The sequence below is a fragment of the Bacillus sp. FSL L8-0099 genome (assembly GCF_038006385.1).
GTDB classification, from domain to species: domain Bacteria; phylum Bacillota; class Bacilli; order Bacillales; family Bacillaceae_G; genus Bacillus_A; species Bacillus_A toyonensis.
Map to the genome: position 1 here is coordinate 18,676 of NZ_JBBOVC010000002.1, position 25,665 is coordinate 44,340.

Annotated in this window: 27 protein-coding genes and 3 pseudogenes; 10 read left to right on the plus strand and 20 right to left on the minus strand. The window is 31.3% G+C overall.

The features are described from left to right. Window positions 1-11 precede the first annotated feature (11 nt). Both MHH42_RS27740 and MHH42_RS27745 read left to right on the plus strand, forming a co-directional pair. Window positions 12-557 carry a hypothetical protein gene (locus tag MHH42_RS27740; protein ID WP_070174138.1) on the plus strand — a complete coding sequence of 182 codons (546 nt, stop codon included), beginning with the start codon at window positions 12-14 and terminating at the stop codon, window positions 555-557. A gap of 96 nt (window positions 558-653) precedes the next feature. Further along, the gene (locus MHH42_RS27745; RefSeq protein WP_070174137.1) at window positions 654-977 is read left to right on the plus strand and encodes a hypothetical protein; all 324 of its coding nucleotides are present in this window, start codon (window positions 654-656) and stop codon (window positions 975-977) included. Window positions 978-1,242: 265 nt separating this feature from the next. On the opposite strand, the gene MHH42_RS27750 is transcribed toward MHH42_RS27745, so the two are convergent. After that, the gene (locus MHH42_RS27750; protein ID WP_070174136.1) at window positions 1,243-1,548 is read right to left on the minus strand and encodes a hypothetical protein; all 306 of its coding nucleotides are present in this window, start codon (window positions 1,546-1,548) and stop codon (window positions 1,243-1,245) included. Between the two features lie 148 nt (window positions 1,549-1,696). On the opposite strand from MHH42_RS27750, the gene MHH42_RS27755 reads away from it, so the two are divergent. Both MHH42_RS27755 and MHH42_RS27760 read left to right on the plus strand, forming a co-directional pair. Then, window positions 1,697-2,122 carry a DUF4879 domain-containing protein gene (locus MHH42_RS27755; RefSeq protein ID WP_070174135.1) on the plus strand — a complete coding sequence of 142 codons (426 nt, stop codon included), beginning with the start codon at window positions 1,697-1,699 and terminating at the stop codon, window positions 2,120-2,122. A 417-nt stretch (window positions 2,123-2,539) separates the two neighbouring features. After that, window positions 2,540-2,818 (plus strand): hypothetical protein, encoded by a 279-nt coding sequence (locus MHH42_RS27760; RefSeq protein WP_070174134.1) that lies wholly within the window; start codon window positions 2,540-2,542, stop codon window positions 2,816-2,818. A gap of 280 nt (window positions 2,819-3,098) precedes the next feature. Here the strand turns inward: MHH42_RS27760 and MHH42_RS27765 are convergent, their stop codons facing one another. After that, the gene (locus MHH42_RS27765; RefSeq protein WP_340894864.1) at window positions 3,099-3,824 is read right to left on the minus strand and encodes a hypothetical protein; all 726 of its coding nucleotides are present in this window, start codon (window positions 3,822-3,824) and stop codon (window positions 3,099-3,101) included. 551 nt (window positions 3,825-4,375) lie between these two features. Here MHH42_RS27765 and MHH42_RS27770 point away from each other — a divergent pair. From MHH42_RS27770 to MHH42_RS27780, 3 genes and pseudogenes are all read left to right on the plus strand, one after another. After that, window positions 4,376-4,669, plus strand: coding sequence for an ArsR/SmtB family transcription factor (locus tag MHH42_RS27770; RefSeq protein WP_070174133.1), 294 nt, complete (start codon window positions 4,376-4,378; stop codon window positions 4,667-4,669). Window positions 4,670-4,960: 291 nt separating this feature from the next. After that, a pseudogene (locus MHH42_RS27775) lies at window positions 4,961-5,140 on the plus strand (hypothetical protein). Window positions 5,141-5,775: 635 nt separating this feature from the next. Then, window positions 5,776-6,021 (plus strand): annotated as a pseudogene (locus MHH42_RS27780) (site-specific integrase); the annotation flags it as partial. Window positions 6,022-6,149: 128 nt separating this feature from the next. On the opposite strand, the gene folE reads toward MHH42_RS27780, so the two are convergent. From folE to MHH42_RS27850, 14 genes and pseudogenes are all read right to left on the minus strand, one after another. Continuing rightward, window positions 6,150-6,737: a GTP cyclohydrolase I FolE gene (folE, locus tag MHH42_RS27785; RefSeq protein ID WP_000054142.1), complete on the minus strand. Its 588-nt coding sequence runs from the start codon at window positions 6,735-6,737 to the stop codon at window positions 6,150-6,152. A 43-nt stretch (window positions 6,738-6,780) separates the two neighbouring features. Continuing rightward, entirely contained in the window at window positions 6,781-7,497 is a 717-nt protein-coding gene (queE, locus tag MHH42_RS27790; protein ID WP_340894867.1) for a 7-carboxy-7-deazaguanine synthase QueE, read from the minus strand. Next, window positions 7,490-7,981, minus strand: a complete 492-nt coding sequence (gene queD / locus MHH42_RS27795; RefSeq protein WP_000426940.1) for a 6-carboxytetrahydropterin synthase QueD — start codon at window positions 7,979-7,981, stop codon at window positions 7,490-7,492. The genes queE and queD overlap by 8 nt, the downstream gene beginning before the upstream one ends. Next, a complete protein-coding gene (queC, locus tag MHH42_RS27800; RefSeq protein ID WP_340894869.1) occupies window positions 7,981-8,646 on the minus strand; it encodes a 7-cyano-7-deazaguanine synthase QueC in 666 nt (221 codons plus the stop codon). Before queC ends, queD begins: the two co-directional genes overlap by 1 nt. 12 nt (window positions 8,647-8,658) lie before the next feature. Further along, complete coding sequence (locus MHH42_RS27805; protein WP_000621951.1) at window positions 8,659-9,447, minus strand: ABC transporter permease; 789 nt, start codon at window positions 9,445-9,447, stop codon at window positions 8,659-8,661. A gap of 2 nt (window positions 9,448-9,449) precedes the next feature. Further along, on the minus strand, window positions 9,450-10,241 hold the full coding sequence (locus MHH42_RS27810) for an ABC transporter permease (protein ID WP_000760369.1): 792 nt from the start codon (window positions 10,239-10,241) through the stop codon (window positions 9,450-9,452). Next, the gene (locus tag MHH42_RS27815) at window positions 10,238-11,236 is read right to left on the minus strand and encodes an ABC transporter ATP-binding protein (protein ID WP_000351263.1); all 999 of its coding nucleotides are present in this window, start codon (window positions 11,234-11,236) and stop codon (window positions 10,238-10,240) included. Before MHH42_RS27815 ends, MHH42_RS27810 begins: the two co-directional genes overlap by 4 nt. 17 nt (window positions 11,237-11,253) lie before the next feature. Then, complete coding sequence (locus MHH42_RS27820; RefSeq protein ID WP_000652095.1) at window positions 11,254-11,910, minus strand: PIG-L deacetylase family protein; 657 nt, start codon at window positions 11,908-11,910, stop codon at window positions 11,254-11,256. 125 nt (window positions 11,911-12,035) lie between these two features. Further along, window positions 12,036-12,836: a class I SAM-dependent methyltransferase gene (locus MHH42_RS27825; RefSeq protein WP_001187391.1), complete on the minus strand. Its 801-nt coding sequence runs from the start codon at window positions 12,834-12,836 to the stop codon at window positions 12,036-12,038. Window positions 12,837-12,847: 11 nt separating this feature from the next. Then, a complete protein-coding gene (locus tag MHH42_RS27830; RefSeq protein WP_000933534.1) occupies window positions 12,848-13,627 on the minus strand; it encodes a glycosyltransferase family 2 protein in 780 nt (259 codons plus the stop codon). Then, window positions 13,593-14,351 carry a DUF5591 domain-containing protein gene (locus MHH42_RS27835; RefSeq protein ID WP_001246018.1) on the minus strand — a complete coding sequence of 253 codons (759 nt, stop codon included), beginning with the start codon at window positions 14,349-14,351 and terminating at the stop codon, window positions 13,593-13,595. Before MHH42_RS27835 ends, MHH42_RS27830 begins: the two co-directional genes overlap by 35 nt. A gap of 13 nt (window positions 14,352-14,364) precedes the next feature. Further along, window positions 14,365-16,032 carry a carbamoyltransferase family protein gene (locus MHH42_RS27840; protein ID WP_000289406.1) on the minus strand — a complete coding sequence of 556 codons (1,668 nt, stop codon included), beginning with the start codon at window positions 16,030-16,032 and terminating at the stop codon, window positions 14,365-14,367. A gap of 20 nt (window positions 16,033-16,052) precedes the next feature. Continuing rightward, window positions 16,053-17,087 (minus strand): bis-aminopropyl spermidine synthase family protein, encoded by a 1,035-nt coding sequence (locus tag MHH42_RS27845; RefSeq protein WP_000662195.1) that lies wholly within the window; start codon window positions 17,085-17,087, stop codon window positions 16,053-16,055. A gap of 831 nt (window positions 17,088-17,918) precedes the next feature. Next, a pseudogene (locus MHH42_RS27850) lies at window positions 17,919-18,044 on the minus strand (Rpn family recombination-promoting nuclease/putative transposase); the annotation flags it as partial. Window positions 18,045-18,908: 864 nt separating this feature from the next. Here MHH42_RS27850 and MHH42_RS27855 point away from each other — a divergent pair. The 3 genes from MHH42_RS27855 to MHH42_RS27865 all read left to right on the plus strand — a co-directional run bounded on the left by MHH42_RS27855 (window position 18,909) and on the right by MHH42_RS27865 (window position 20,623). Continuing rightward, window positions 18,909-19,142: a hypothetical protein gene (locus tag MHH42_RS27855; protein ID WP_000718506.1), complete on the plus strand. Its 234-nt coding sequence runs from the start codon at window positions 18,909-18,911 to the stop codon at window positions 19,140-19,142. Between the two features lie 226 nt (window positions 19,143-19,368). Beyond that, entirely contained in the window at window positions 19,369-19,614 is a 246-nt protein-coding gene (locus MHH42_RS27860; RefSeq protein ID WP_000477973.1) for a hypothetical protein, read from the plus strand. A 31-nt stretch (window positions 19,615-19,645) separates the two neighbouring features. Beyond that, complete coding sequence (locus MHH42_RS27865) at window positions 19,646-20,623, plus strand: CgeB family protein (RefSeq protein ID WP_016107726.1); 978 nt, start codon at window positions 19,646-19,648, stop codon at window positions 20,621-20,623. Between the two features lie 312 nt (window positions 20,624-20,935). On the opposite strand, the gene MHH42_RS27870 is transcribed toward MHH42_RS27865, so the two are convergent. From MHH42_RS27870 to pseG, 4 genes are all read right to left on the minus strand, one after another. After that, on the minus strand, window positions 20,936-22,114 hold the full coding sequence (locus tag MHH42_RS27870) for an FtsW/RodA/SpoVE family cell cycle protein (protein WP_000034797.1): 1,179 nt from the start codon (window positions 22,112-22,114) through the stop codon (window positions 20,936-20,938). An 823-nt stretch (window positions 22,115-22,937) separates the two neighbouring features. Then, window positions 22,938-23,987 carry a pseudaminic acid synthase gene (pseI, locus tag MHH42_RS27875; RefSeq protein WP_000073386.1) on the minus strand — a complete coding sequence of 350 codons (1,050 nt, stop codon included), beginning with the start codon at window positions 23,985-23,987 and terminating at the stop codon, window positions 22,938-22,940. Next, window positions 23,980-24,540, minus strand: a complete 561-nt coding sequence (gene pseH, locus MHH42_RS27880; protein WP_000900606.1) for a UDP-4-amino-4,6-dideoxy-N-acetyl-beta-L-altrosamine N-acetyltransferase — start codon at window positions 24,538-24,540, stop codon at window positions 23,980-23,982. The genes pseI and pseH overlap by 8 nt, the downstream gene beginning before the upstream one ends. A 1-nt stretch (window position 24,541) precedes the next feature. After that, window positions 24,542-25,642 carry a UDP-2,4-diacetamido-2,4,6-trideoxy-beta-L-altropyranose hydrolase gene (pseG, locus tag MHH42_RS27885; RefSeq protein ID WP_098100569.1) on the minus strand — a complete coding sequence of 367 codons (1,101 nt, stop codon included), beginning with the start codon at window positions 25,640-25,642 and terminating at the stop codon, window positions 24,542-24,544. Between the last annotated feature and the right edge of the window lie 23 nt (window positions 25,643-25,665).

Genomic DNA, 25,665 nt, shown 5'->3' on the forward strand with positions numbered 1-25,665 from the left:
AGGATTCATTTATGAATGAATTAGTAAAAAAAACCATACAACATTTTTATGTAAATGGTGACGCAAATGAATATTTATTTACGTGTGAAAACAAAATTGAATTACCAAAAGAATTAACTGCATTTATTCAAAATGCACGCATTCAAACAACTTCTGTCAAGATTGACGATATTTGGCCAGCAGAAAAATATGTATTCGATTTTAAACCATATAAGAAAGAAAGTATCAATATTAACTACAGCAGTACTTTATTAATTTCAAAATTGGCACCCGTATTTTACTTACAACATGAATTTTCAGTCGACTGTTCTGATGATCCGTCACTCATGTCCACTTTAGATGGATATGACACACAGGCTTATACGATTCAACAATTAGAGTTCGATTCACAAGTCATTCAATCTTTAACATCGAAGAATTATACACAACTATCCTATGCAGAAGTAAATGAGGTTGTAATGGATCTCACATTCCCAGAAGGGGTAACAATTTTTGGACCTCAAGTGACTGTAGAATATGCTATGTTTCATGATGTACTTGATTTATGTCCAGAATGATAGACATTGCTTAATAACATAGATAGACTCGTTACATACGGTGCAAAATAAACATCGTATGTAACTATAAAACTATACAAGTTAGGAATACTCAAATTGAATATTCAATACGACGAATACGAATTGTTAGAAATTTTCGAGGATGAACCAGAAGATTATTTTATTCCTGGTGCAGGTGCCTATAGATATAGTAAAAAAGATAAATTAGGATTTGAATTGGTAATGATTATGCGGTATTACGAGGAAACTGTTTCACTACGCATGTCTTATAAAAATAAATGTATCTTTGAAGCCGAGATAGAATCGGCGAAACGAATCTATACCCGTAATGACTCCTTATTTGTCCAAGGCGGTGTAGAAAACAAAACAATCGAGGTAAAATTCAAGCCACATTTTACTGTTCAAATAGAGGAATTCTAGATATAGGAAATAAGAAAACACTTTATATACTATAAGGTGTTTTTATACAAAAGACGCCCACATGGGCGTCTTTTGTACCTCTTAAAATAACTTGAATAGCGTTTACTCGAGGTCATTAGGTAGTTAGAGATTGATGACTATCTTTAACAAAAAAAGTTGATTAGTTCTTAATCATTATACATCAGTACATTCTAATTTATAATGCAATATTGCATGAATACTACATTCCCTATCCATGACATAGCAAGTTTTAAATTATATATATTTATTTCGAAACTTGAGTTAGATATAGAAAGACAGTAAGCATAATTAAAATGATACTTATCCGATACATCCATGGATTTTCTTCTTTAACTCCTAGTTCTTTTCTCACATCGTTTTGTACTGTACCCAAATAGATAGTAGCTAAACTAAGGAATGGACCGATAAAGCAAAGAACCAACCACACAGGTTCAAAAGGAGACAATTCCAGATCATAATCCTGTTCATATTTTATAGACATTTGATAATACAGTATTGGATATAAACTAGTTATAAGTGCTACATAAGATAACCACGTAAATTTCCTCATATAAAGAGACTCCTTAAAATATTTACACCTTAATATTAACAATAATTGGATGAGTTTGTAATTGAATTATTGTGTTATTTTGTAATCATGTTATTAGGATTATATTGGCAATGTAAGAGAAAACAATAGATGGAAGGGAATGTTTTTTATGTTTAAAAAAGCAACACTAAGGATTTCATCGTTAGCAATCATAGCATTCGTCGGATTAGGAATGGCAACAGAAGCTTCAGCTGGACCTGCAGCAACACTTACTTCATTAAACGTCGTACAAGTAGAGTCTGAGCTGGGCGGAGTAGAAACAATTAACCAAAATAGCTTTAGCACTTCGCGTAATCACGGGGGAAAATACTTATATATTACAACGAAAGAAATGGGCTATGGCCAAAACCCATTTGCTAAAATGAATAATTCTAACGTAAAAAGTATTGACTCCACTATAATTGGCAGAAGACCAATCGTTGGCTGGTATTATAAATGGGATGCTTCAGGGCACCAACAAGGAACGTTTGAGTATCAAAAAACATCTATCAATGCACCATTTAATACAATGCGTACATCAATTTATATCCAATAATTTTGAAAGCGTACGCACATATAAAATATTCAAAGAAAGGCACTCCTAGGAGTGCTTTTTCTTTGACTTGAACCACGTTCATATATTTAATCCCCATCCCCAAAAAACACTTCCTATAAAACAGAATCCTAGACATCAATAGACTTCATCTAAGAACCTACTTTATAGAAAGTACCTTTCTTATTTATTTTACCACATGTACCTTTGAGTTTATTAAGTATTTTGTGTATATGCACAATTACATAGTAAATACCGTTTAAATAGGAGAATGGAAGAATAAAAATATAAATGTCCCTAAATATATTCCAGGTTATCCTAATTTTACATTAAACGTTTCTATAATTGGATGATATTTATATAATCAGGAGTGGTGATACAGTAAATGTGTAATCTACTAATCTATGAGAAGGAATTTTCATGTTAAAAAAACTAGTAATGGGTGCTATGGCGACATGCTTTATCTTGGCAGGAGGGACAGGCTTTGCTTCTGCAGCAGAAACTTATCCAAATGTGTACAATATTGATTGCGGCAAAACAGTACCTACTGCTTGGTACAAAAACGATTTCCCGTCAAGAGGATCGTCGCCAAATATAACGGTAAAATATGGATATATATTTTATTTGAAGGATGCTTATGAAACAAAAGATAAGTTTGGTAATTTAACAAAAGACTGGACAGGTATTTACAAACGTTAATCATGAGAAAAAACGGCACCTTTTAAGTGTCGTTTTCTCTCATGATGTAGGTTTAAATCTTAGTTTAATCATGATGAAATGATAAAACCCTATTTTACCCCCACAAAAAACTCCATTTTGAACAATCTCTCTTCAAAATGGAGTTATCTTTACTATGACTATATGAATGCTTGCAATAAGGTTCATTCTTTCCTTTAACCTCACACCCACAAATATTCTACTGATATGGTACATATATTTATAAGCTACAACTTAATGAAAAATATAAGAGCTGCCAATCTTACGACGTAGTTTTTACTTTTTCCATAAACTCTTTATTTATTTTCAGACCTTTTAGATATGAAGACATAAACGTACTACCTGTTTCTCTTTTTGTTAATTTAGGATCAGAAAACAGTGCATCTAGTGCTGCATCAAACTCTTTATTTGCTTCTTTAAACGTTTCCGCAGCTTCATCTAACTCTTTAGGCGGAACCGTAGCTATTATGTTTGTTAGATGCCCTCTAGCTTTGTTCACAAGGTCCATGACAGCAAGATGATCTACTTTACCATCAACTGTAGGAACTTGCGCGTCTTTGAAACAAGCAAGAAATTCTTTAATTTCTTTTTGATATACTTTTATGTATTCTTCTCTTGATACTCGACGTAAATCACGATTTTTCTTATAGAGTTTTTCACGAGTATCAACTCCTAACTTTTCAAGAAATAAGTTATCATATTTATCATAAACTTCTTTGTCTTTATCACTATAGTCATCAAATATAGATGATGTACGACTAAGATTTTTTTTCGCCTTTTCAAGGTTTTCAATCTCTAGTTCTAATTTTTTAACGTATTCTTTGTCTGCATCTTTCCATTCAGAAGGGGCGGATAGTTTCTTGGAATCTTCTAAAAGAGAGAGGCGTTTGTCAATGTTTTCTTTTCTTTCAGCAACCGATAGAGATTTATCATTCCCTTTTTTTATCCCTCCGCTAACATCAACCTCTTCTTTTGGTACAGCATCCAAGTACTCCTCTTCCGTTAATGTTGAACACGCAGACAAGAGTAGCATTGGAAATAGTAGTGTTGCGATAACCTTACGCAAGTTAATATATTCATTCTTTCTAATATATACATTAAATACTATTCTAACATACAAGTGTTCGATTGGGCACAAAAAAGATGGCACAAACAGGTTATATAAAAGGCTGTGTACGGTCTATATACTTTCTTATAGGAAATACCCTAAGTAAAAAAGGAACGCTATATTTTCGCAAAAATACTAACTTTATAATTTTGTAACACACATGTTGTAAAATATTTACAATACATCTATATAATATGAAATATCAGACGTCAGATGTACATTCCTTTAATCATACATTAGGATATACAAAACTTCACACAAACTCCAGACGAACTTCACACCCGAATAGTAAATGTGGTATATAATAACTTTAGAATTAATCATTACTACATTAATTTTTATTTATGTAAATATACAAAACATAGAATTCTATAAATGGGAAACTAGGGTAAATTACTTTTCATATAATAAGCAAATAAAGGAGAATGAAAATGACGAGCATTGTATTAGAACAAAACAGCAATAATATTACGGAAGAAGATGTCGAAATTTTGAAAATAATGGCTCACCCAATACGTTTACGCATTGTACAAGAGCTAAGTAAACATAATACATTCAATGTATCTCAGCTTACACAAATTTTAGAGATACCTCAGTCATCTGTTTCTCAACATCTATCTAAAATGAAAGGAAAAGTACTAAAAGCTGAACGTAAAGGCTTAGAAATGTACTATTCTATTCGTAACAACAAAGCAACTCAAATTGTCGGTGTTCTTGGTTTTTAAATCAAATATACAATAGTGTGAAGAACGAGTAGGACCTGGAATAGGGTGCTACTCTTTTTTAATTCAATAAACACAACATGACAAATGTTACTTTTCCATAAAAAAACAAGAACAAACTAGGGATTCTGTTTTCTTGCAGCGAATGTAAACGTACATGTCATTCAAAATAGATGTCAGACACCTGGATGTAACTTATCAAACCGCTGGAGGGAGCCAATGTCTTATAAAACGATTCATACCGATTTTCGAAATGACTATACAAATGCCCGAGATGCCTTGTAAAATGAAGGGATCGTTGAAATTGGCCATGTCTAATACGAGAGTCCAAAAGCGCTCATCATACGTCCTGCCTATGAAATAGATGGAGAAATTTATTTTTTCTCAGGAATGAAAGCGGTGGGAGATACGATATATAGTGTTCGATTACGACCTTTTCATGAGCTAAAAGAGGCGAAAAGCCTCAGTCGATAACATTGATCCGGTCTTGGTAAAATACTACCTAATCAGTATTCAGAAGGGAAGTAGCATGGATCTTGGTGTCATGACTTCAGAAGAATATCGAAAAGTACTAGATACGAAGGTACATGCTCAGTTGACGATACTTAAACTACACGAGATATCAATTTAATTCAGCATACATACGAAATACATCTTAAAATACCAAATTCCACCTCATATCTCAAAATTCAAGAATACTTTTTATTTTGAGATATGAGACTTTTTATAAATAGATTACTAGAAGTATAGAGTCTAGTCTGAAACGTACATAAATCTCGTGTTAAACAGAACATCATTCGGTCAAACATACTGTATTAAGTCATATAATATGAACTATCTATATGGGATCAATATTGTTTCATTTTTTGTCTCAATAACATAACAGTACTTTTGATTTTGAGACATGATATTTTCATTTTTAATGACTACCTATAATAAAGGTTATGTAAACTAATTAATAATAAGTTATTATAAACATCTTTATAGTGCGGTTTTTCAGCTGCATACCTTTCCCTACTGTTACATCATTACAAACTTAACTATCTAGATAGAACATACATTACTTCAGTACTAATCAATTCTTTTTGTATACAACAAGAGAATAGTAGTCACAATATATTTCTAAAATTATAAAAGACACCAAGTTACCTTTTGCAGAGAATATATGAATTACCCCTCATTTCTTTAGACATTTTTATGTACAGTACTTATATGATTATAAGGGGCTAGCACCTCATGTCATAGCGGCTGCAGTTGGCCATAAAAATGATAGAACTACAAAAGAAAATTACTTGAAGCAAAGACTTACAAAGGATAATGATGTAGGGAACTTAATTGGTGATGATAAATTTTAATGTATAATTAACATATAATAAAATCGAAATAGGGCAAGGTTAAACAAATAATCCCGTTTCACCTTACCTTATCTGTTTGAATTGTTTTAAATATTTATACTGCATAGACTTCAATTAACAATATAATTCTATCTCTCTATCAAATTTAAGGTTTCACTTCGAAGTGTACTATTATCTTTAAATATTCCTTTATATGATGAAGTTATAGTCATTGAACCAGGTTTTTTCACACCCCTCATTGTCATACACATATGCTCAGCTTCAATTACTACAATTACACCTTTTGGCTCTAAAGTTTCAAAAATTACATTTGCTAATTCATTGGTTATTCTTTCCTGCAACTGTGGTCTTTTGCATATGGTTTCTAAAGCTCTAGCTAATTTGCTTAACCCAGTTACCTTTCCATTATTAGGAATATAACCTATATGAGCTATTCCAAAAAAAGGTACCAAATGATGTTCACACATAGAATAGAACGGAATTTCTTTAACTAATACCAATTCTTCATGATTTTCATTAAATATTTTTAACAAATGTTCAGAAGGGTTTTGACCTAAACCTTGAAAAACTTCCTTATACATTTTTGCTACTCGTTTTGGGGTTTCCAAAATACCTTCCCTATTAATATCTTCTCCAATTGCTTCAAGAATCATTTTTACTGCTACTTCAATTTTGTCAGTATCTATTTCTACACTTTGTATTGTTTTTAAGCTCATCTATTATCTCCACCTTATTAATTTATTCATAAAATGCTCTTATTTATACACCTCGTTTATTTCCCCATACTAAAGCATGAAGTTGAGGTAATACTTTTGCATCATTCATTTCTTTACACTGTACAACTTTTTCAATCAATCGTTCATATTTCTGTAATAAGTTTTTAATAAGCGCTGCATCATCCACCGTTTTCGTATCATCATTCCCAACTTGTAAGAAAAATGGTACTTGCGGATATCGCTTGTGCACCTTTACTGCATATTCAAAATCGTAATCTTCAAATACAACCACTTTTAAACTAAAATCTTTTCTTTCTAATTTACGAATAATAGAGTCTAGCATTGTAAAATCTGTTTTCATCTTCGAACTTGGTGGTTTAGGCGAAATTGTCACTTCTTCAATTTGAAGCAACCATTCTTGCCACTTACTCCCTTGCGTCTCAATCGCTGTACGAATTCCATTCTCTTTTAATACAGTAAGAAGAAACTGAATATTCTTCAGCAAAACGGGATTCCCACCTGAAATTGTAACGTGAGAAAAATTTTCTCCACCAATTTCAACAAGTTCATTCCAAATTTCTTCTGGCGCCATTTGTCTAACTTGTTCTTTTGCTGAGCCATCCCATGTAAAGGCTGAATCGCACCAAGAGCAGCTATAGTCACAACCTGCTGTGCGAATGAACATCGTTTTTTGTCCGATAACCATGCCTTCTCCTTGAATAGTTGGGCCAAATATCTCCAACACAGGAATCTTACTCATCAAGTATCCACTCCCGCCTTACTTCTGCATAACTCGTTGGTGTTTCAAAGAGACGTACGAATTCGACACGAGCTCCTTTATATTCTTCTGTTCGATTCCCTTTTATTAATGCTTCCGCCATCTTTTCATAAATCCAGACAACCATATTTTCCGCAGTCGTATTCATCACTGGTAATGTCTCATTTAAATAGCGATGATCCAAATAAATCTCTATTTCGTTTTTCCAAATTTCTTTTATATCTCCAAAGTCAATTGCAAGTCCAATATCATTTACATATCCACTAATACCAAATACAACTTTGTATGTATGACCATGTAAATTTTTGCATTTCCCTTCATAACAGTGCAAATGGTGTGCTGCATCAAATGTAAATTCCTTGCTAACCATTACTCTTTTATTATGGTATTTTAATTGCTCAAGCTGAATATCCTTGTCCATTTTTTGCAAATTTTCTACAATGCGAAACCCGAAAAAGTTTTCCATTATTCATTCTCCTCTTTGCGTTCTTGTAGGTACGTATCTAATCCTGCTTTACGAAGTTGACATGCTGGACATTCACCGCAACCATTACCAATGATTCCGTTATAACATGTTAATGTTTTTTCTCTAACAAACTCGAACGCGCCAAGTTCATCAGATAATTTCCACGTGTCTGCTTTATCAATCCACATAAGTGGTGTATGAATGACAAATGGATAATCCATAGATAAATTTAATGTAACATTTAACGATTTCACAAACACATCACGGCAATCTGGATAACCACTAAAATCAGTTTCACATACACCCGTTACAATATGACGTGCTCCAACTTGTTTTGCTAATACAGCAGCAAATGATAAGAATAATAAATTCCGCCCATCTACAAATGTCGATGGCAATTCCCCTTCTTCGTTTGTAATCTCCATATCTATTCTCGTTAACGCATTGGGAGCTAGCTGATTTAGTAAGCTCATATCTATCACTGTATGTTTAATGCCAAGCTCATTCGCAATTTCCGCTGCACAATCAATTTCTAACTTATGACGTTGATTGTAGTTAAATGTTACAGCTTCCACCTCCGCAAACTGCTCTATTGCCCAAAATAAACATGTTGTACTATCTTGTCCACCACTAAAAACAACTATTGCTTTATCATTAGAGTACATTTTGTTCTCCCCTTAACTACTTGCACTGTTATAATATCTTAAGGCAAACTTCCAAAAATAAATTGAAATAATAAAAAATCCAATAGAATAACCCATTAACACGAATATATCGTTTAGTTCTAATCGACCAATTAAAGCATAGGTTGGAATATTACTAACAATAACAATAGGAAAAACAAATAAAAAAACAAATCGACTTATTCCTTTATATAAGGAAGATGGGTATCTAAGTAATGTCATAGTACCAAGAAATAACTCATGCATACCTTCAACTTTGGTTAACCATATAGATAAAGTCATTAAAATAAACCACAGAGAATACGAGAGTATAATCCCTAAAAACAATAGACCCAAGAAAGAAAATCCATTTACAATACTAACACTCTCTCCTTTTTGTAATAATGCATAACTAATTAACAGTACGGCTGGTAAACAGTTCCCTAAGTTCCCTAAATCAAGCTTTCTTAATGAAACTAGAAACTGACTATTAATAGGTTTAAACAATATCTGATCTAAACTTCCTTGGTTAACTAAACTCGGTATATACGGTAGATTATTAATAAAAAGAGTAAACATCAAAGATTTTATCAACTCACTTGTTCCAATTAACAAATAAATATCATTTGTATTCCAACCATTAATATTACCAAAACTATCAAATATACTATTAAAAAATACTAATGTAACAATGAACCAAACAACGCTATCTAATATATTTAAAAAAAAGTTAACTCTATACATCATAATATTACTTAAATTAATTTTAAGTATTGCTTTTAACATTTTTAAATATCTAATCATATTTATGCACCAACAGATTCATATTTATTTAACCCCTTCTTCCAAAGTACTCTAATAAGGACATAGAAAACTAAAGACCATATCACTTGTGAAATTAAACCATTTACAATTTCAGTGCCACTTAAATTTCCTAAATATACATTTACCGGAAAGTGAATTAAGTATGAAAAAGGTAAAAACTGAGTTATTGTATTTAATGGAGTTGGTAAAAATTCAAGCGGAATAAGCGATCCAGATAATAATTCTAATACTATATCTACAGTAAAGAAAAAGGATGATATCTCTACAAAGTAAAATGAGAAGAGTGATATCAAATAATAAATCATATAATATAGTATTGCTGCTCCTACTATTGAAAGAATGAACAGGAAAGTATATTTTAAAGTAGGCAAAAGGAAATAATCCCTGTTCAGGAATATTATCGGTATTATCGGTATCACTGACATCAGTAAATGAATAATTTTGTTACCTAAATTATGGCTAAACCAATATCCAAAATATGAAAATGGTTTTATAAGATATTTTGATAATTCACCGGATTGTATTTCCTCATTTATCGACCAGTGCATTTCAGGAATTAGTAAAAGTTCAATTAACTTAGCAATTATTACATAAGTAATCATCATTTCAAGAGTATAACCCTGAATATTGCTTTGTGTTTCAAAGAGAGAATGCCACAATAGTATTAAAGCCACAAGCGGTATTAAACCAAAAATCATATATAATACAACATTCATGCGATACTGAAAAACCGCTTGAAATGAAAGCATCATTGGTTTTAAATACTTCTTCATACTGTTATTTTCACTCCAGTCGATTCCATTGAATAAATATCTTCAATGAGGTCTTGTGATGACATTTCAGTCAAATTGTAATCAATAACATTGAATTCTTTTAATATGCTAGATATGGTCTCGTTCACTAACTTATCTTGAACTTTTATTGTTACACTAAATTTATCCGACTCTTTAACTTCTCCATATTTCTTAAGATCTTCAGAATTTATTTCATTTTCAAAGCTAAGATATATATATTTATAACTCTTAATTTCTTCTTTTATTTTTTTGAAATTGTTATTAAAAACAACTTCTCCATTCTTCAATATTATTAATTCTTCACATAGCTCATATATATCTGGGAAATAATGGCTAGTTATTACGACTGTTGTATTTCTTTCTTTGCAATAATTTTTGAGAAAATTCCTGATATTCTTTTGAGCAAGAAAATCCAATCCGATAGTCGGTTCATCTAAAAATAATATCTTAGGTGAGTGTAAGATTGAAGCAATTAACTCACATTTCATTCTCTCTCCTAACGATAGATTCCTTACTGGCGATTTAAGAATTTCTGATACCCCGAGATTTTTAGCTAATTCATCTACATTCTTTCTAAACTCTGTATCAGACAGCTCATATATTTCTTTATGTAATAAAAATGTTTCGTAAGGGGAAAGATCCCACCATAGCTGATTTTTTTGTCCTAAAACAACGCCAATAGACTTTAAAAAATCTTTCTTCTTATCATGAGGGTTAAATCCATTTATCAAGATTCTCCCGGAAGTTGGTTTAATTAATCCAACCATGGCTTTCATTAGGGTAGACTTACCAGCACCATTCGCGCCAATAAGCCCTATTATTTTACCTTCTTTTATTTTGAATGACACATCACTTAAAGCAGTAACCTTGACCTTTTCTCTTTTAAATAAACTCTTGAAAGAGTTTATTAATCCTTCTTCAATTTTTACTCTTTCAAAAGTTTTTGATACATTTTCAATTTCAATGATATCCATCTTCTCTCTCCTTTTTACTACTTACTTACCACTCTAAAAACTTCTGCAAATTGCACTCCTGCCTGCATACCCCTATAAGAATTTAGCCCCAAAACTCCATCAACCAAATTTAATGTTTTAAGTTGGGATTCATATTTTTTAATTGATGCTTTTTTCAGTTCAATAAACCTGGTAATATCTTTTACAACCTGATAGTTTTTCATGGGAGTCCATACTTCATACTGTAAACACATCGGAGCACAATTCTCTTTTAAGAACCCCGATTGACACAGGAATATTGCTTCTGATACAACTTCATTTACTATTCGATGATCCCTATCACTTTCCATATCATGGGGGAAATAAATAAAATTAGGCTTATATTTTGAGATTTCATAAATAATTTCTTCAACAAAATCTAAAGAATACACAAGTGATCTGTCTGGTTTCTTTAAAAATTTAATATCTCCTTTTTCTATCCCTAATGTATTACAAGCATTTATACACTCGTTCTCTCTATTTGAAATAATTTCATTTAAATCCCCTACTCCTCCAGATAAATCTCCTTTTGTAATTATGATTACTTTTATATGTTCACCCTTACTAATAGCTTGAGCAATTGTTCCACCACAGCCAATGACTTCATCGTCATGGTGTGGCGCTATAACTAAATGTTTTTTTACAATATCCTTCATTCAGCATCACCTTTATTGAACAGGTAAATCATTTACCTATTATTTTAATTAAAAATTATTTACTCTGGAGTATACTAACTGGATACATTTTATTTCCACTAGAAAAATATAATTTTTAGGAGCGTCTATTCACACTGTATATCATTAAAATTTTCCCCTTGCTTCCTACATTCGTACACCATAAATTCACTATTCCTCCCAAAAGGATTTTTATTGTAATCACCATAAAAATTTTTTATACTGAATCCTTCTATTTCTAAGAGATACTGCATTTCGGATGGTAAAGTATATTTTGCAAGAAATCTAAAATTTTTTTCACTTAAAAAATTATCTGCTATGTCATAAACCTCAAAATAACAAGTGGTTTCAACTATTTGCTTATAATGATCTGCTTTTACGACATCCCATGATTTAATTTTATATTTTTTAAAATTCTCCCCTTTAATAGGACTATTTCCTCCATCACTCACTCTCTTAGAATAAGGAAGAATAGTTGGAGGTGTAATAATATCGAAAACAAAAATCCCGTCTTCTTTTAATAGTAATTTAATGTTCCTAAGAGCTAATTTTTGTTGTGACGATGTAAGTAAATATTCAAATACACCACCAGACATAAATATAAAATCAAATTTTCTTTCAGACTTAAAATCTGTAGCAGAAGAAACCTTAAATTCTATTTTATCCTTAATATTTGGCATCTCATCTAACTTCTTACTGGCTTTTTCAATCATTCCTGCTGATATATCAACACTAGTTACATTCGCGCCTTTTTCAGCAAGAGTAAAAGATAATCTACCAGTACCGCACCCCAAATCTAAAACTTCATCATTTGCTTTTACCAAACCACTGTAAAAATCAAAAATACCATCAGGTTCTGGGATGATAATGTCGTACAATTCAGAAATTTCATCGTATTGTTGCTGCATTGTTTTCCTCCTTAATGCATTTCTTTTTTATATCCCCTATAAAAAGCAAGCTGCCAAAATATGAGATAGAACGCAGTTAAATAACCGTATTTTTTTTTAATATACTTATATGAGTTAATAATGGACTTCGTTTTATTTTTAGGTTCATAATAACCATCTTTTTTGTGTAAAACCCCACGTGCATGACCTACACCATAATTAAATGAACTTTTCAAATCTTGCTTAATGCTTAACTCTGGATGAATAATTCTTGCTTTATCATCATATAAAATCTTAAGATTTGCAGATTTAACTCTAATATCAAAATCATAATCCTCTGTCCAAGATAAATTCTCATCAAAATAATATCCATTTACCTTCGCTAAGATTGCTTTATTAAATGCCAATGGAGGTGAATATGCATTTTTTTTGCAAGTATGTATATGTCTTGCGCGTGCAATGATTTTTCCAATTTTACTGTTAAAGGAAAACATCACCCTTCCTTTAGCCAAAGGTCCTGCATCTAATAATTTGAATAACTTATTGATGGTACCTGGCATAAAAACACAATCTGAATCCATAATTAACACATTATCTTTACTAGAAATTTCAATTCCATAATTATAAGCTTTTGCTAAATTAGGTATAGGTAATTCCCCAATTACTGCATTGCTAGAATAAGCGATTTTTTTTACTTCTTCTGTTGCACCATTTAAGACAACGACAACCTCTACATTTTCATCAATACTTTTTAAACACTTTTCCAATCTAACATCATTATAAGCCGGTATTACAATTGATAGATTCAACATATCTACTCACCTTATTTAAACAATTATCCATACTACTCAAAACTTCATCTAAACAATAAAATTCTCCTGAATCCTTTAACTCGACTAATTTATCTTTATTATTTCTATATGTTTCTATATCTGGGGTTAAAAGAAAAGTAATTCCTAGATCCTTACAAATATCTTTAATTACAGGAGCCATTGAATATTTTTTTACCGGTATACCATATTGTACTACTACATCGTATGAATTTGATTCTAGGTAGCTCCTAATTCTTTGTATCAATTTATCCCTATATTCTTTCATTAATTCTTCATAAATTACTGGATCCTCAATGTCATCCATCCAATCGTACGCACAAAAAGTAGGATTCATTTGGTATTCATATGGTATAATTCCCGCATTTGATAGAATAATTGGATGAACCATTGGGTATTTATTTGTAACTTCTCTAATTTTTTTACCAATATATGAAAAATCATATGGTTTAGCCCAAGAACAAACTTGTAAAAAAGCAATTCTTTTCCCCTGAGGCTTGTCGTAATAATCCCCACAAAAATATTCCTGCCATGTATTGAACTCTTCGTGATGAATATACTTTGAGCAAGCTCCTCGTTTAAAAACTGTTTCCTCTTTTATTAAATCTAATAGTATATATTCTGGGTAGTTAGGATAACCTTTTTTATTAAGTACCAAATCCTTTACCCTTTCATCTTGTAGATTAGAATAATTTCTATTTCTCAAAATCTCTCCTCCTTTATTTAAGAATTAAAAATGAACCTAATAAAAGGGCATCCATCTCTGATCCATAAAATGACCTAATAGCATCACTTGGGTTACATATAATTGGTTCTTTTCCTACATTAAATGATGTATTCATGACTGCAGGAATTCCTGTCTTCTGGTAAAAGTTATAGATTGTTTCATAATAATCAGAATTCATATCCCTCGTAACTACTTGAGCCCTTGTTGATCCATCAACATGAACTATTGCTGGAACTAAATGATGTACCTCTTTTTTAACAGTAGAATTTAACAGCATATAAGGGTTATTTATTTTTTCTTCTAATACTACAGAAGCGTTTTCATCTATGATGCTAGGAGCCAATGGTCTCCATTGCTCTCTTTTCTTAAGAGTATTTACTTTATTTAACATATCACTATTCTGAGGGTTAGCTATTATGCTTCTATTTCCTAAAGCTCTAGGACCAAATTCCATCTTTCCAGAAAATCTTCCTATTATCTTATTTTGAATTAATAACTCGGAGCATTTATCATATTTATTAGAACCTAATTCTATATATGATAAATTATATTTTTTTAATATATTTAAGATACTAGAATCAGGAAATTCCGGACCAGAATATACATGATTTTCAGTGAACATAGGCGCTATACCATTTTCGGCAAGAAACCATGTAGCTGCTCCAATACTTACCCCACTATCTGAAGCACCTGGTTGAATGTACAAACTATCCACTTCTGGTAAATTAGCTATAATTCTATTTGCTATACAATTTAATGCTACTCCTCCCGAAAGACACAAATTATCTATTCCAGTTAGATTAACAGCTTTTTTTACAAGCTTAACAATTGCTCTTTCCAAGGCTGCCTGACCTGAGGCTGCAATATTTTTATATTCCATTACTGATGAATTCATTAATAGTATTGAATCTATTGGATTATATTCATATTTAATATAATTAGGAGCTATCTTTGTTATACTATTAATAACTTTTATCCAATCTTTTAATACCGAAAAATATTTACCATTCATACTAACTGTATTTTTATTTGGTTTCAAAGGATTTTCCAGTATTTCAGGAAATTCAAATATTTCTTCCCCATATGAAGATAGGCCCATTAACTTCCCTTCATTATGCCTCCCTAAACCTGAAAATACAGTTAATGCTTCATAAAAAATACCTAAAGAATGTTCCAACGGGTATTTTTCTAGTACTTCTATTGTATTACCTTTTCCTTTTGCTATCGTTATTGACTCTTCTTCTCCACTTCCATCAATAACTATTATGGTAGCTTCAATGAATCCCGAACTAAAGAACGCACCAGAAGCATGTGCCAAATGATGAGAACACATATGGATTTGAGGATCTTTATCTCTCTTAAAAATTCTCTTCGGAAAAATCTTTTCAAGACATTCATCTTTGTTAAGCTTCTTTGAATACTTCTCAAAATATAATTGTTCTACATCCCAGCCCATAACAATATGATCTACTTCATTTGGAGTAATTTCAGCTTCCTTTAAACAATAAGCTATTGAATTATATGGAATCTTATCTAATGCCTTTTTTTGACGAATAAATCTTTCTTCTTCAGCTGCAGCTATTAATTTACCATTATAAAATAAACACGCACTCGCATCATGAACATCAAAGTCCCACCCATTGACTCCTAAAACATACATTATATTACCTCGCAGTTATTTTATATTTTTCTTCTAATCTCATAATATTCTTGCGGAAAAAGGGTTGGTTTATCTATTAATCGTACAAAAACTAACATGTCCGTTTGAATATATAAATTATAAAATGTGTCTTTAGAGAAACCAATGCCATCTAAGTCCTTTTTTATTAATTCTTCATCAATGTAAGGCTCTTCAGCCACTTTATAAGAACTTAAATCGTGAATAATTTCTTTTAAATAAAAGCCTAAAGATGTCAAGAAATTCTGCAAATAAACCGCCCTATTCCCTAATCTTTTAACACTTACATTTAAAAAAATTAAATCACCCTTTTGACCTTTTAATAATTCATTAGCTCTATTTAACCACAAATCTAACCCTCTACCATCATCTATAGGGTCACAATGTATTGCATCATACTTATTCCTTAAATCTTCTATAACTTCATTTCTAACATCAAAATTATAAAATTCAATGTCTTTGTTTGTATTTTTAAAATATTCAATTAATTCTTCGTCAATATCTCCTACACTTATTTCTCTGTTTTTATATTGTTTAAGGGCCAAACTTGTATAATCATCATCTCCGCAAAAAAAGATATTTTTATTAGATGATAACTCTTGATTTATTATTTCAGCTCTCTTCAACGAACTATCCCAAGTAGCTTTAAATTGAGCATATTTTTTTTTGTTTATTTTACTCTCATATCCTGTATTAGGAAGAGAGGTTGGTTCATATAAAATACTACTTGTTAAATCTTGTGAAAACCTTATTTTATTTTCTATAATTTCAACTAAATTTCTTTCTTTTAATACTTTTAATAATCTTAAAGCCAAACTTAAAGTCCCAGTTATTTTGACTAGATCATCTAAAGTATCTACAGTATTAATGGACTTCCAAATTATAAATTCGAATTGTTTTTCACTAATTTCATACCATTTTTTCCAAAAATTCAAAAGTACCCCTCTGTTTTTTAATTTTGGTACTTTATCTAACTCTTCTTCATAGTCTAATTCAATAAATCTTTCATATAATAAAATAATCTTATTTTCTTTCATACTGTATACCCTACCTTAAAAAAAGTTACATATACAGTTAAACTGCATATGTAACCTCCTTATTTTAAAACTTAACCTAATGTCTTGCCTGCGCGAATTAGTAAATCCTCTTCATCTAATTCAAGATCTTCAAGCTCTAGCATTTCTTCATGAATATATTCCTTTTCCATTTCACATTCCCCCTTTTATAAATAATTGTGTAGTTCAAATATTTGCAACAGAGCTGCACCACCCATATTAGCATAAAAATAGAATTTTCTGATTAATAAATAAATTGTATTTGTAGATAAAATTTATTCAGAAAATTAAGTATAATTTTTCCTGATAAAACAATAATAGGAATAATTTTGGGTATTTATATTATTTTAATTTTCATATTAGGATTTTTTAAAAACCTAGTATAGAGCCTTTTCTTTGAGATTTTTGTCGATTTTCTTTTTTATAAATTTTTCAAAAAATGTTTATTTTCGGGGGTTATTTCATTAAGTAGCTTTTGTGGTTCTGGCGTAAAAATATTAATTAGAAACATAATGAAGGATGTGTATTTGACGTAAATATGGAGTTTGTATAACGGATCTATACTCGCAATGATACCCTCCATATTCAGTGTTCTGAGGAGAAAAAAGCAATTGAAGTGAGATTTAAACCACATTTTACAATTAATATTAGAGAAATCTAATCAAAAAATCGTAGGAATTATCAATTCCTACGATTTTTATTATTGAATATTTTTCTAGCTTGGCCCCTCATATCCAGAATCGTTTCCGTACCCCGAGTTGACAAATAGCACAAAAAAAGACCCCAATTAATAGGTTCTTTTTTTGTTGCTGATTATTTTTGTTCTAAAATACGTTCAATCTCATCTATGCCTAATTTACTGGCTTTAACAATCGTTTCAAGTGGTACACCAAGTTCATGTATACCTTTAATCATCTGTATTTTCCCTTGCTGAACCCCTATATGAGGTTGGAGTAACAAATTCTTCTACTCCGTAAAATGTATTGAGTCGTCAAGCACAAGACGCTAAAACACAATTGAGAACTCACAATCTGACTCGTTTGGTAATAGAACAAGTGCCGTGTCTGCTATATGCGCTGGATACGGAGTGGTGATGGCACACCGCAATCTTGCACGTCAGCGATACTAGAAATAGACTTCGCCTTTGGTAGCAAGAATCCCACTGACGTTAGTCAGCTTGTGGCTTTAGCCGTGGGAGTGTCAAATATATGTGCTTTATTCTTTAATTTTGTTTACACACTTAAACGAAACGAGCATATGATATTATATACTAATCCAAAAACCATATAGTCTACTTTCTAAGAGCACTGATCTGTGTTCTTTTTTTTTTTTCAGATAACGCTTTTGTTCAACTTTTGCTACATTTTCAAACATTCATTTGTTACCCTTAACAAGCCCTTTTAAGAACAGTTACATGTAAATCAGATTTTTTTAGTTTTCTAGTTGTTCGAAATTTCCATCAATAGTATCGAAAACTTAAGCCCTATATTTCATCATATTCAAATACTATTCAGCATGGCCCCCAGTATTCGCTATCTCCACTTTATCATTCCGATTCATATCATTTGGATCTTGGAATAGCTAATCACTAAATTATGTAATATCTCATTCATAAACCTGCTTTCCATATTTTATTTTTTCAACCTTCATACTGTAATATTTAATAGCTATCACATTGATCATGAAGGAATAAGACCGGAAAGTGACTTCTATTAGTCCAAGCACTTCATATTTCTACCACATACACTATAAAATGTTTGGAGTTTAATCCATTATTATAACTTAGAGTTAGGAGGGTTTAATATGGCAGCATGTACAGGCTTAGCTTGTGTTATATTCTCTACATGGCCAGAGGGCACAGTTGTTACAGTTACTACTAGATCAGGCCAAATTATTGGGCCTGCTACTTTTTCTCAATTCATTCCGAATACTTGTGCGGTGATTTTAGTTGAAGAAGATGTGATTAGCCCCTCTTCTACCAATACTATATTCATAAGTTGTGAAGATATAGAAAGTGTTACTTTAACCACTCCTTAAGATGATTCATATGGTTCTGGCTTAATCGATATTTAAGACATTCTATTGAATGTCTTTTTTAATGAAAAATCTAATTAGAATACCCTAAAATGTAACATTCTATTGTATCTATTATTTCAATAAGTTGCTTTAATTTAAATTTTTTTCTCTTCTAAGGGTTACTTGTCTACACATCGTTCTACAAACATTCATATGATATAGTATATTGTTTAAAGGAGGGATAAATTTGTTCTTATGCAATTTATTTCGTTGTTCAGGTGGAATATGTAGTATTTTTAAAAATTTACAACCAGGCGAAGTTGTTACTGTGACTGGTAAATCTGGAAATATTATTGGACCTGCTATTTTTACAAATTTTAACCCTAATACTTGTATCGTCACATTAGAAGAGGAAAATTCAGTTACTCCTCCTACTACAAGTATTACTAAGATTAGTTGTAAAGAAATAGAAAGTGTTACGTTTATCTCATAATATATTTTAAACCTAAAGCAGGGATTGAAATATGAAACTCTTATACATTACTTCTGGTTACTCAAAAATCTATCAATATCTAGATCAAAGCATACAGGAAACATTTATCGATCAAAATTTCGAATGGTTGGCAGTACAGCCGAGTGAATTAATACAGAAATTGGATTTCATTACAACAACGTTCCATCCTGATATTGTTTTCACCTTATTAGGTAATCATCTACCTCAAAAAGTAATTCAATATTTTAAAAAAAAGAACATTAAATTAGCTGTCTGGTTAACTGAGGACCCATTTTCTATAGATAATTCTCTTCTTCTATTAAATAACTTTGATTGTATATTTACCATTGATAGCGAAGCACTTAACTATTACACTGATTTAGGATATACCAATGTATACCACTTACCCTTAGCAACTAATATAGATGTATTTAAACCTGGTCCAAAAAACTCAAAATATAAAAGTGAAGTATTGTTTATTGGATATCCTTATCCAACCCGAGTAAAATTGATACAGTTTCTTTTGGAAAAAACCCCTTATCATTATACTATTATTGGTCAACACTGGAGAAATAAGTTATTTAAAAAATGGAAGAATCACCGAAGAATTAAAATTATAGAAGAATGGATTCCACCTCAAGAAGTTGCACTCTATTATAATAACGCTAATCTTATATTAAACCCTCATCGTAGTTATCTATTTCAACAGAATAAAAATAAAAATAAAGTAAAAAATAATACCATTAATAATCGTACATTTGATATTGCAGCTTGCCAAGGCTTTCAAATAATTGAAGAAAAACCTGACCTTTCATCTTTCTTCAATAAAGATGAAATTATATCCTATAATAGCTTTGAGGACTGTTTAAATAAAATATCTTTTCATTTGAATGATACGATTTCAAAAAAATTAATGGTCGAAAAAATTCATACAAAAGTTATTACACAGCATACCTTTCATGAGAGAATCCATTTTATAACGACTATTTTACAATCACACCTTCATTAAAATAAAAATCCCCTTCTGCATATGGATGCACAAGGGGATTTTTTCAAATTAATCTATTCATTCTACAGATAATGTTCATAGATAAATAGGAAACGGTGTATATTCACACTAACATCTAAAAATATAGAATTCAACATATAAGCATCTACCTATAGAATCTGATACCTACTGTTTTTATTCACCAATATTCTTATGTTTTATTTCACATAAGAATATTAGTTTCCTCTAGTTTTCTAACCGGACTATATTTAATTTCTTTTCGTTTTCAGAAATTAACCTTTACAAAAACATACCTAGACACATTCTTCTCTTTTAATTAACTTGAAACATGTATTTTTTATAATTTTTATGCACCGATAAAATAAGCCCCATCATTATCATATTTGAAAATAGTGAACTCCCTCCATATGATAAAAAAGGAAGTGCAATTCCTTTTACCGGCATTATCCCAACAATCATACCAATGTTTTGGAAGATTTGTAGTGTTAAAACACTACTTGTCCCAGCACATAATAATGTACCAAACAGATTCTCTGCTGAATAAGCAATTATAGTTATTCGATATATAAGAAGTAACAAGACCAATACAACGATAGCTGCAATTATGAATCCACCTTCTTCAGCGATGGTAGCAAAAATAAAATCAGTATGTTTTTCAGGAATATATACACTACCTTGACCGAATCCTTTTCCATGTAATTCACCACTTCCAACAGCTAAAAGAGATTGTTGCGTTTGATATCCTTGATCTGCATTTTCAGCTGGATTTAGCCAACCTATAATACGTGATTGTTGGTGCGGTTTTAACCTAGTAACTAATTCTTTAAAGAAAAAATCTGGATATTTTATATATATAAATATTAATGTAGATAATATAGTTACCGGGATGACTGTACAAAATGCAATTAATTTCTTTTGAATCCCTGACATAAATAAAATACATGCAATAGATGCTGCGTATAAGAACACCATACCTGTATCTGGCTGACTGTATACTAAAGCAATAGGAGGAATTGAAACTAACATAATTTTTCCGACCAATATGAAATCAGTTTTATATGTCCGAATCATATATTTGGCGTTATGATTCACTACTAAATTGGCGACAAATATAATTAGTGCAATTTTGAAAAATTCCGATGGTTGAATTTGACCGATAACAGGAAATTGAAACCATCTTTTTGCTCCTAATTTAACGGGAGTAAACGTTGACTCCGGTAGTATTTTTAATATAACAATTGCCGCAGAACCAACAATATACAATGGCCAAGATAATTTTTGCCATTGATCCCAATCAATACTTGCAACAAATATTAACAGTACAAAACCAATTATATAGTTCCTACCTTGCTGCAATGCAAAGTTTGTGCTTCCATACTGACCAGTTTGTTGACTACTATAAATTGCAGCGGTACTAATAATACAAAACATGCATAAAATTAAAATTAGTTTTGCATCTAGACTCCTTAATAATACTATTATTTTACTCATGAACCCCTCCTGTAGTACTCAATAAATTCCACGCTCCATAATAATTACTAGTACCCTTTTTATAAGTTTTTTTGGTATTCAAATAAAAATTACATTATTATGTTATAACGCGAAATTTTATTTTATCTAAACTTTCTCTTAAGGTTTCACTTTAAATAGTTAAAGTAATAATAAGTAAATCTTAATTTTTCCTAAACTAATATGAACAAATCCTTTTTATTCAGAATTACTTTGCTTCTTTGAACTACCCCCTCTTTAACTCTCTTGGTCGAGATCCAAGCAGTTAGCTTTTGCTAGCTGCTCTTTTGTGTTTCATCGTCACATTATGATGAATTAGTCATATATTATCTCGAAGCAAAAAACCCTAATTTACTTTTCAATATCTCACTTTTCCCTTAAAGAGCACTTTTTAAATATTCTCTTTTTAGGTTTATCAGCATAAAACTAAACATTCCGTCAATAATAAAAATAGGCGAAAGCCAGAACTCATTTAACCGTCCCTGTAGTTCTTCTCTTTTCTGTATTGAGCAGTTAGCTTTTGCTAGCTGCTCTTTTATTTACACTTATCGTATGACTTCGAATACATAATGTTTGAAAGTGCTCTGTTTTATCAAAAGGCGATTCGCTACGATTGCCTTTTTTATTTCTCAACATCCAAAATACGGTATAAACATTCTTGTAATGGTAATATAAAGGTACCTTCAGTTGTTAACTGTCATGCCCTTTTTAAAGGCCCTGTCTAAAAACAGGGCCTTTAAAATTTATTCTCTACTAAAGTATTTTTGTTATAAGTCTCTCTATAAACGCTTTTATTTCCTCAATATCAAATTAAATCCCACGAAATAGGTGTTCCTTTTTCGATATCCTTACTCGCTTTCTTTCCGATAATTTTGGATAAGTGTTTTGGCAATAAACCATTCCCTGGTCTAATAGCTTTAATATTTTCATTTGTAAAGACTTCCCCCGCCTTTATGTTTTCTACTACATATAATGACCTTCTAAATTTTAAAGAATCTTTTTCTATATCAGTAGGGCCATAATATACATTCCCCAAAGATTCCCATGCTTTTTCAGTTTCGCTTACTAATAATTTAAATTCAGCTGGTTCCATTGAAAATTTAGCGTCAACTCCTCCATCCGATCTGGAGAGCGTTAAATGTTTCTCAATTACTGTGGCACCCAAGGCGACACTCGCTACAGATACACCTACTCCCAGCGTATGATCAGATAAACCTACTTCACATTTAAATAACTCCTTCATATGAGGTATGGTAGCTATGTTTGTAGATTTTGGAGATGCAGGATACGTACTTGTACATTTTAATAGAATTAATTCTTTACACCCCTCTTCTCTCGCAGCTCTTACTGTTTCATCTAGTTCAGCAATCGAAGCCATACCTGTCGAAATGATTATTGGTTTTCCTGTTGCGGCTACTTTGCGTATGAGGGGGATATCAGTATTTTCAAAAGATGCAATTTTATAACATGAAACATTTAATGACTCTAGAAATTCTACAGCTGTTTCATCAAACGGCGTACTAAATGGTATCATTCCTAACTCTATACAGCGATCAAAAATTGGTTTATGCCACTCCCATGGCGTATAAGCTTCTTTATATAAATTATAAAGTGATTTACCTTTCCATAAGCTTTTTGTATCGTTAATTAAAAAATCACCATTTTCTATATTTAAAGTCATTGTATCTGGTGTATATGTTTGAATTTTAAAACCTTGTGCCCCAGCCTCCGCAGCTGCCTCTACAATTTGCAACGCCCTATCTAATGATTGATTATGATTCCCTGACATTTCTGCAATAATAAATGGTGGCAAGCTATTACCAATCTCTCTACCTCCGATATATACATTACTCAATTTTTTCACCTTCAAGTTCTTTTTTTATAGCTTCTTTCTTTTCCGTCCATTGTTCATGAGACAGGGTCATTATAATGACATCAATATAATCATTATTCCTATAAATATAGTTTTCATATCTTCCATCTTCTTGGAACCCAAGTTTCTGATGAAAGTTTAAACTAATACGGTTTGATTCAATTATTTCTGCGCACACTTTGTGTATGTCTTTCGTTTCAAAAATATAGTCTAATGCTAATAAACCTAATACAGTTCCAGCACGTTTTGCGCTTTGTTTTTCACCTATATAAAATCCCCAATAACACGTCTGATTCATTTCATCTATTTTTGTAAAATTAACAAATCCAATTGGTTTTTCTTTATATGTTAATAATCTTGCAACCTTTGTATCATCTATTATTAGTTTTTCATACCATTTTACATGCTCGTCTATTGTAATTTGATGGTCGTCATACATAACTGAACGTATTTCTTTTGTATTCCGCCACTTTAAAATAAGTTCTAAATCTTTCTTTTCTAAACTTTCCAATTGAAAATCCCCAATCCCTAACATACTATCCTCCTAAAATAATTTTTTCTATTTCCTTTGAATTACTGGCACACTGTATAGAAAGAGCTTTATTAGACATTTCTTTCACTATTTTAGAATCTGATAAAAATTTGTTTAGACATTTCGTAATTGTTTTATCCGATACACTTTCAGCTGTACCAATATTCCATGTAGCTCCAGCCTTCGCTACAGCCTTGGTTACTTCAATTTGATTATCGGCAGTTGTAATTGTTATAGAAGGTAATCCAAGAAAGCAGCGTTCCCATGTGGTTGTACCCCCAGCTCCTATCCCTAAATCGGCTCGTACGAGAAACTCTTCCATGTTCTCTATTTGACAATAAAATGAAGCGTTAGAAACACTCTTGCAATAAGTTTGAATCTCCTCTTTATGCGGATTTTGGCTTCCTACGACAACGTCTATTTTTAAGTTATCTTTATTTATATTTTGTAAGGCTCTTAACGTTTTTAATGTCTCATTTGTTACATCATGTCCTCCAAAAAAAATAAAAATCCTTTCAATTTCTCCTGTTCTTTTTCGTGAAAATTTATTAGCGGCATGAAATTCTGGCCGTAATATAGCATATTTAGGTCCCAGTTTTACTAATGAATGCTCTGGTATTAAATCTTTATAGCGACCATTAAGGTTATCGTATAAATTTTGGTCTAGTAACAAATCACAGTCGTGCATTCGATTGGCAAGATCATCGATTACCATGATTTTTCTTACATTTTTTCTTAAAGCAGACTCCCACTTATTATCTAATCCATAATGATCAACAATTAACCAATCAAAGTTGGGAAGTTGTGACAAGATATCATTGGTCTGTTTTGCATCAACAAACCAATGATGTTTTAACCAGTTTAAATAACTCCCGTGTACTGTACTTAAGAAATTCGTATTTTCACCATCTGCATCTAATACAAACACATGAAATCCTTTATTTAAAATATATTGATACAAATCACCTTGCAGCTTACGACATATGAAATAAACTTGAGCACCTTTATTCCGTAATTCATTGGCCAGTGTTAAACAACGCATAATATGACCAGTACCTATTTCAATAGATGCGTCGGCACGAAAGGCAATTTTTTTCTCAAGCAAGATACTCCCTCCTCACTAAAAGC

What these genes read in the sequence shown, in the direction of transcription:
- MHH42_RS27810 (WP_000760369.1), bottom strand. Translation starts at nt 10,241, where the DNA reads ATGAAGAAGTATTTAAAACCAATGATGCTTTCATTTCAAGCGGTTTTT.
- MHH42_RS27870 (WP_000034797.1), bottom strand. Translation starts at nt 22,114, where the DNA reads ATGAGTAAAATAATAGTATTATTAAGGAGTCTAGATGCAAAACTAATT.
- queE (WP_340894867.1), bottom strand. Translation starts at nt 7,497, where the DNA reads ATGAGTAAGATTCCTGTGTTGGAGATATTTGGCCCAACTATTCAAGGA.
- MHH42_RS27840 (WP_000289406.1), bottom strand. Translation starts at nt 16,032, where the DNA reads ATGTATGTTTTAGGAGTCAATGGGTGGGACTTTGATGTTCATGATGCG.
- MHH42_RS27845 (WP_000662195.1), bottom strand. Translation starts at nt 17,087, where the DNA reads ATGAAAGAAAATAAGATTATTTTATTATATGAAAGATTTATTGAATTA.
- MHH42_RS27820 (WP_000652095.1), bottom strand. Translation starts at nt 11,910, where the DNA reads ATGAAGGATATTGTAAAAAAACATTTAGTTATAGCGCCACACCATGAC.
- MHH42_RS27740 (WP_070174138.1), top strand. Translation starts at nt 12, where the DNA reads ATGAATGAATTAGTAAAAAAAACCATACAACATTTTTATGTAAATGGT.
- MHH42_RS27815 (WP_000351263.1), bottom strand. Translation starts at nt 11,236, where the DNA reads ATGGATATCATTGAAATTGAAAATGTATCAAAAACTTTTGAAAGAGTA.
- MHH42_RS27865 (WP_016107726.1), top strand. Translation starts at nt 19,646, where the DNA reads ATGAAACTCTTATACATTACTTCTGGTTACTCAAAAATCTATCAATAT.
- MHH42_RS27825 (WP_001187391.1), bottom strand. Translation starts at nt 12,836, where the DNA reads ATGCAGCAACAATACGATGAAATTTCTGAATTGTACGACATTATCATC.
- MHH42_RS27770 (WP_070174133.1), top strand. Translation starts at nt 4,376, where the DNA reads ATGACGAGCATTGTATTAGAACAAAACAGCAATAATATTACGGAAGAA.
- MHH42_RS27805 (WP_000621951.1), bottom strand. Translation starts at nt 9,447, where the DNA reads ATGATTAGATATTTAAAAATGTTAAAAGCAATACTTAAAATTAATTTA.
- MHH42_RS27855 (WP_000718506.1), top strand. Translation starts at nt 18,909, where the DNA reads ATGGCAGCATGTACAGGCTTAGCTTGTGTTATATTCTCTACATGGCCA.
- MHH42_RS27760 (WP_070174134.1), top strand. Translation starts at nt 2,540, where the DNA reads ATGTTAAAAAAACTAGTAATGGGTGCTATGGCGACATGCTTTATCTTG.
- queD (WP_000426940.1), bottom strand. Translation starts at nt 7,981, where the DNA reads ATGGAAAACTTTTTCGGGTTTCGCATTGTAGAAAATTTGCAAAAAATG.
- folE (WP_000054142.1), bottom strand. Translation starts at nt 6,737, where the DNA reads ATGAGCTTAAAAACAATACAAAGTGTAGAAATAGATACTGACAAAATT.
- MHH42_RS27750 (WP_070174136.1), bottom strand. Translation starts at nt 1,548, where the DNA reads ATGAGGAAATTTACGTGGTTATCTTATGTAGCACTTATAACTAGTTTA.
- queC (WP_340894869.1), bottom strand. Translation starts at nt 8,646, where the DNA reads ATGTACTCTAATGATAAAGCAATAGTTGTTTTTAGTGGTGGACAAGAT.
- pseH (WP_000900606.1), bottom strand. Translation starts at nt 24,540, where the DNA reads ATGTTAGGGATTGGGGATTTTCAATTGGAAAGTTTAGAAAAGAAAGAT.
- MHH42_RS27755 (WP_070174135.1), top strand. Translation starts at nt 1,697, where the DNA reads ATGTTTAAAAAAGCAACACTAAGGATTTCATCGTTAGCAATCATAGCA.
- MHH42_RS27830 (WP_000933534.1), bottom strand. Translation starts at nt 13,627, where the DNA reads ATGTTGAATCTATCAATTGTAATACCGGCTTATAATGATGTTAGATTG.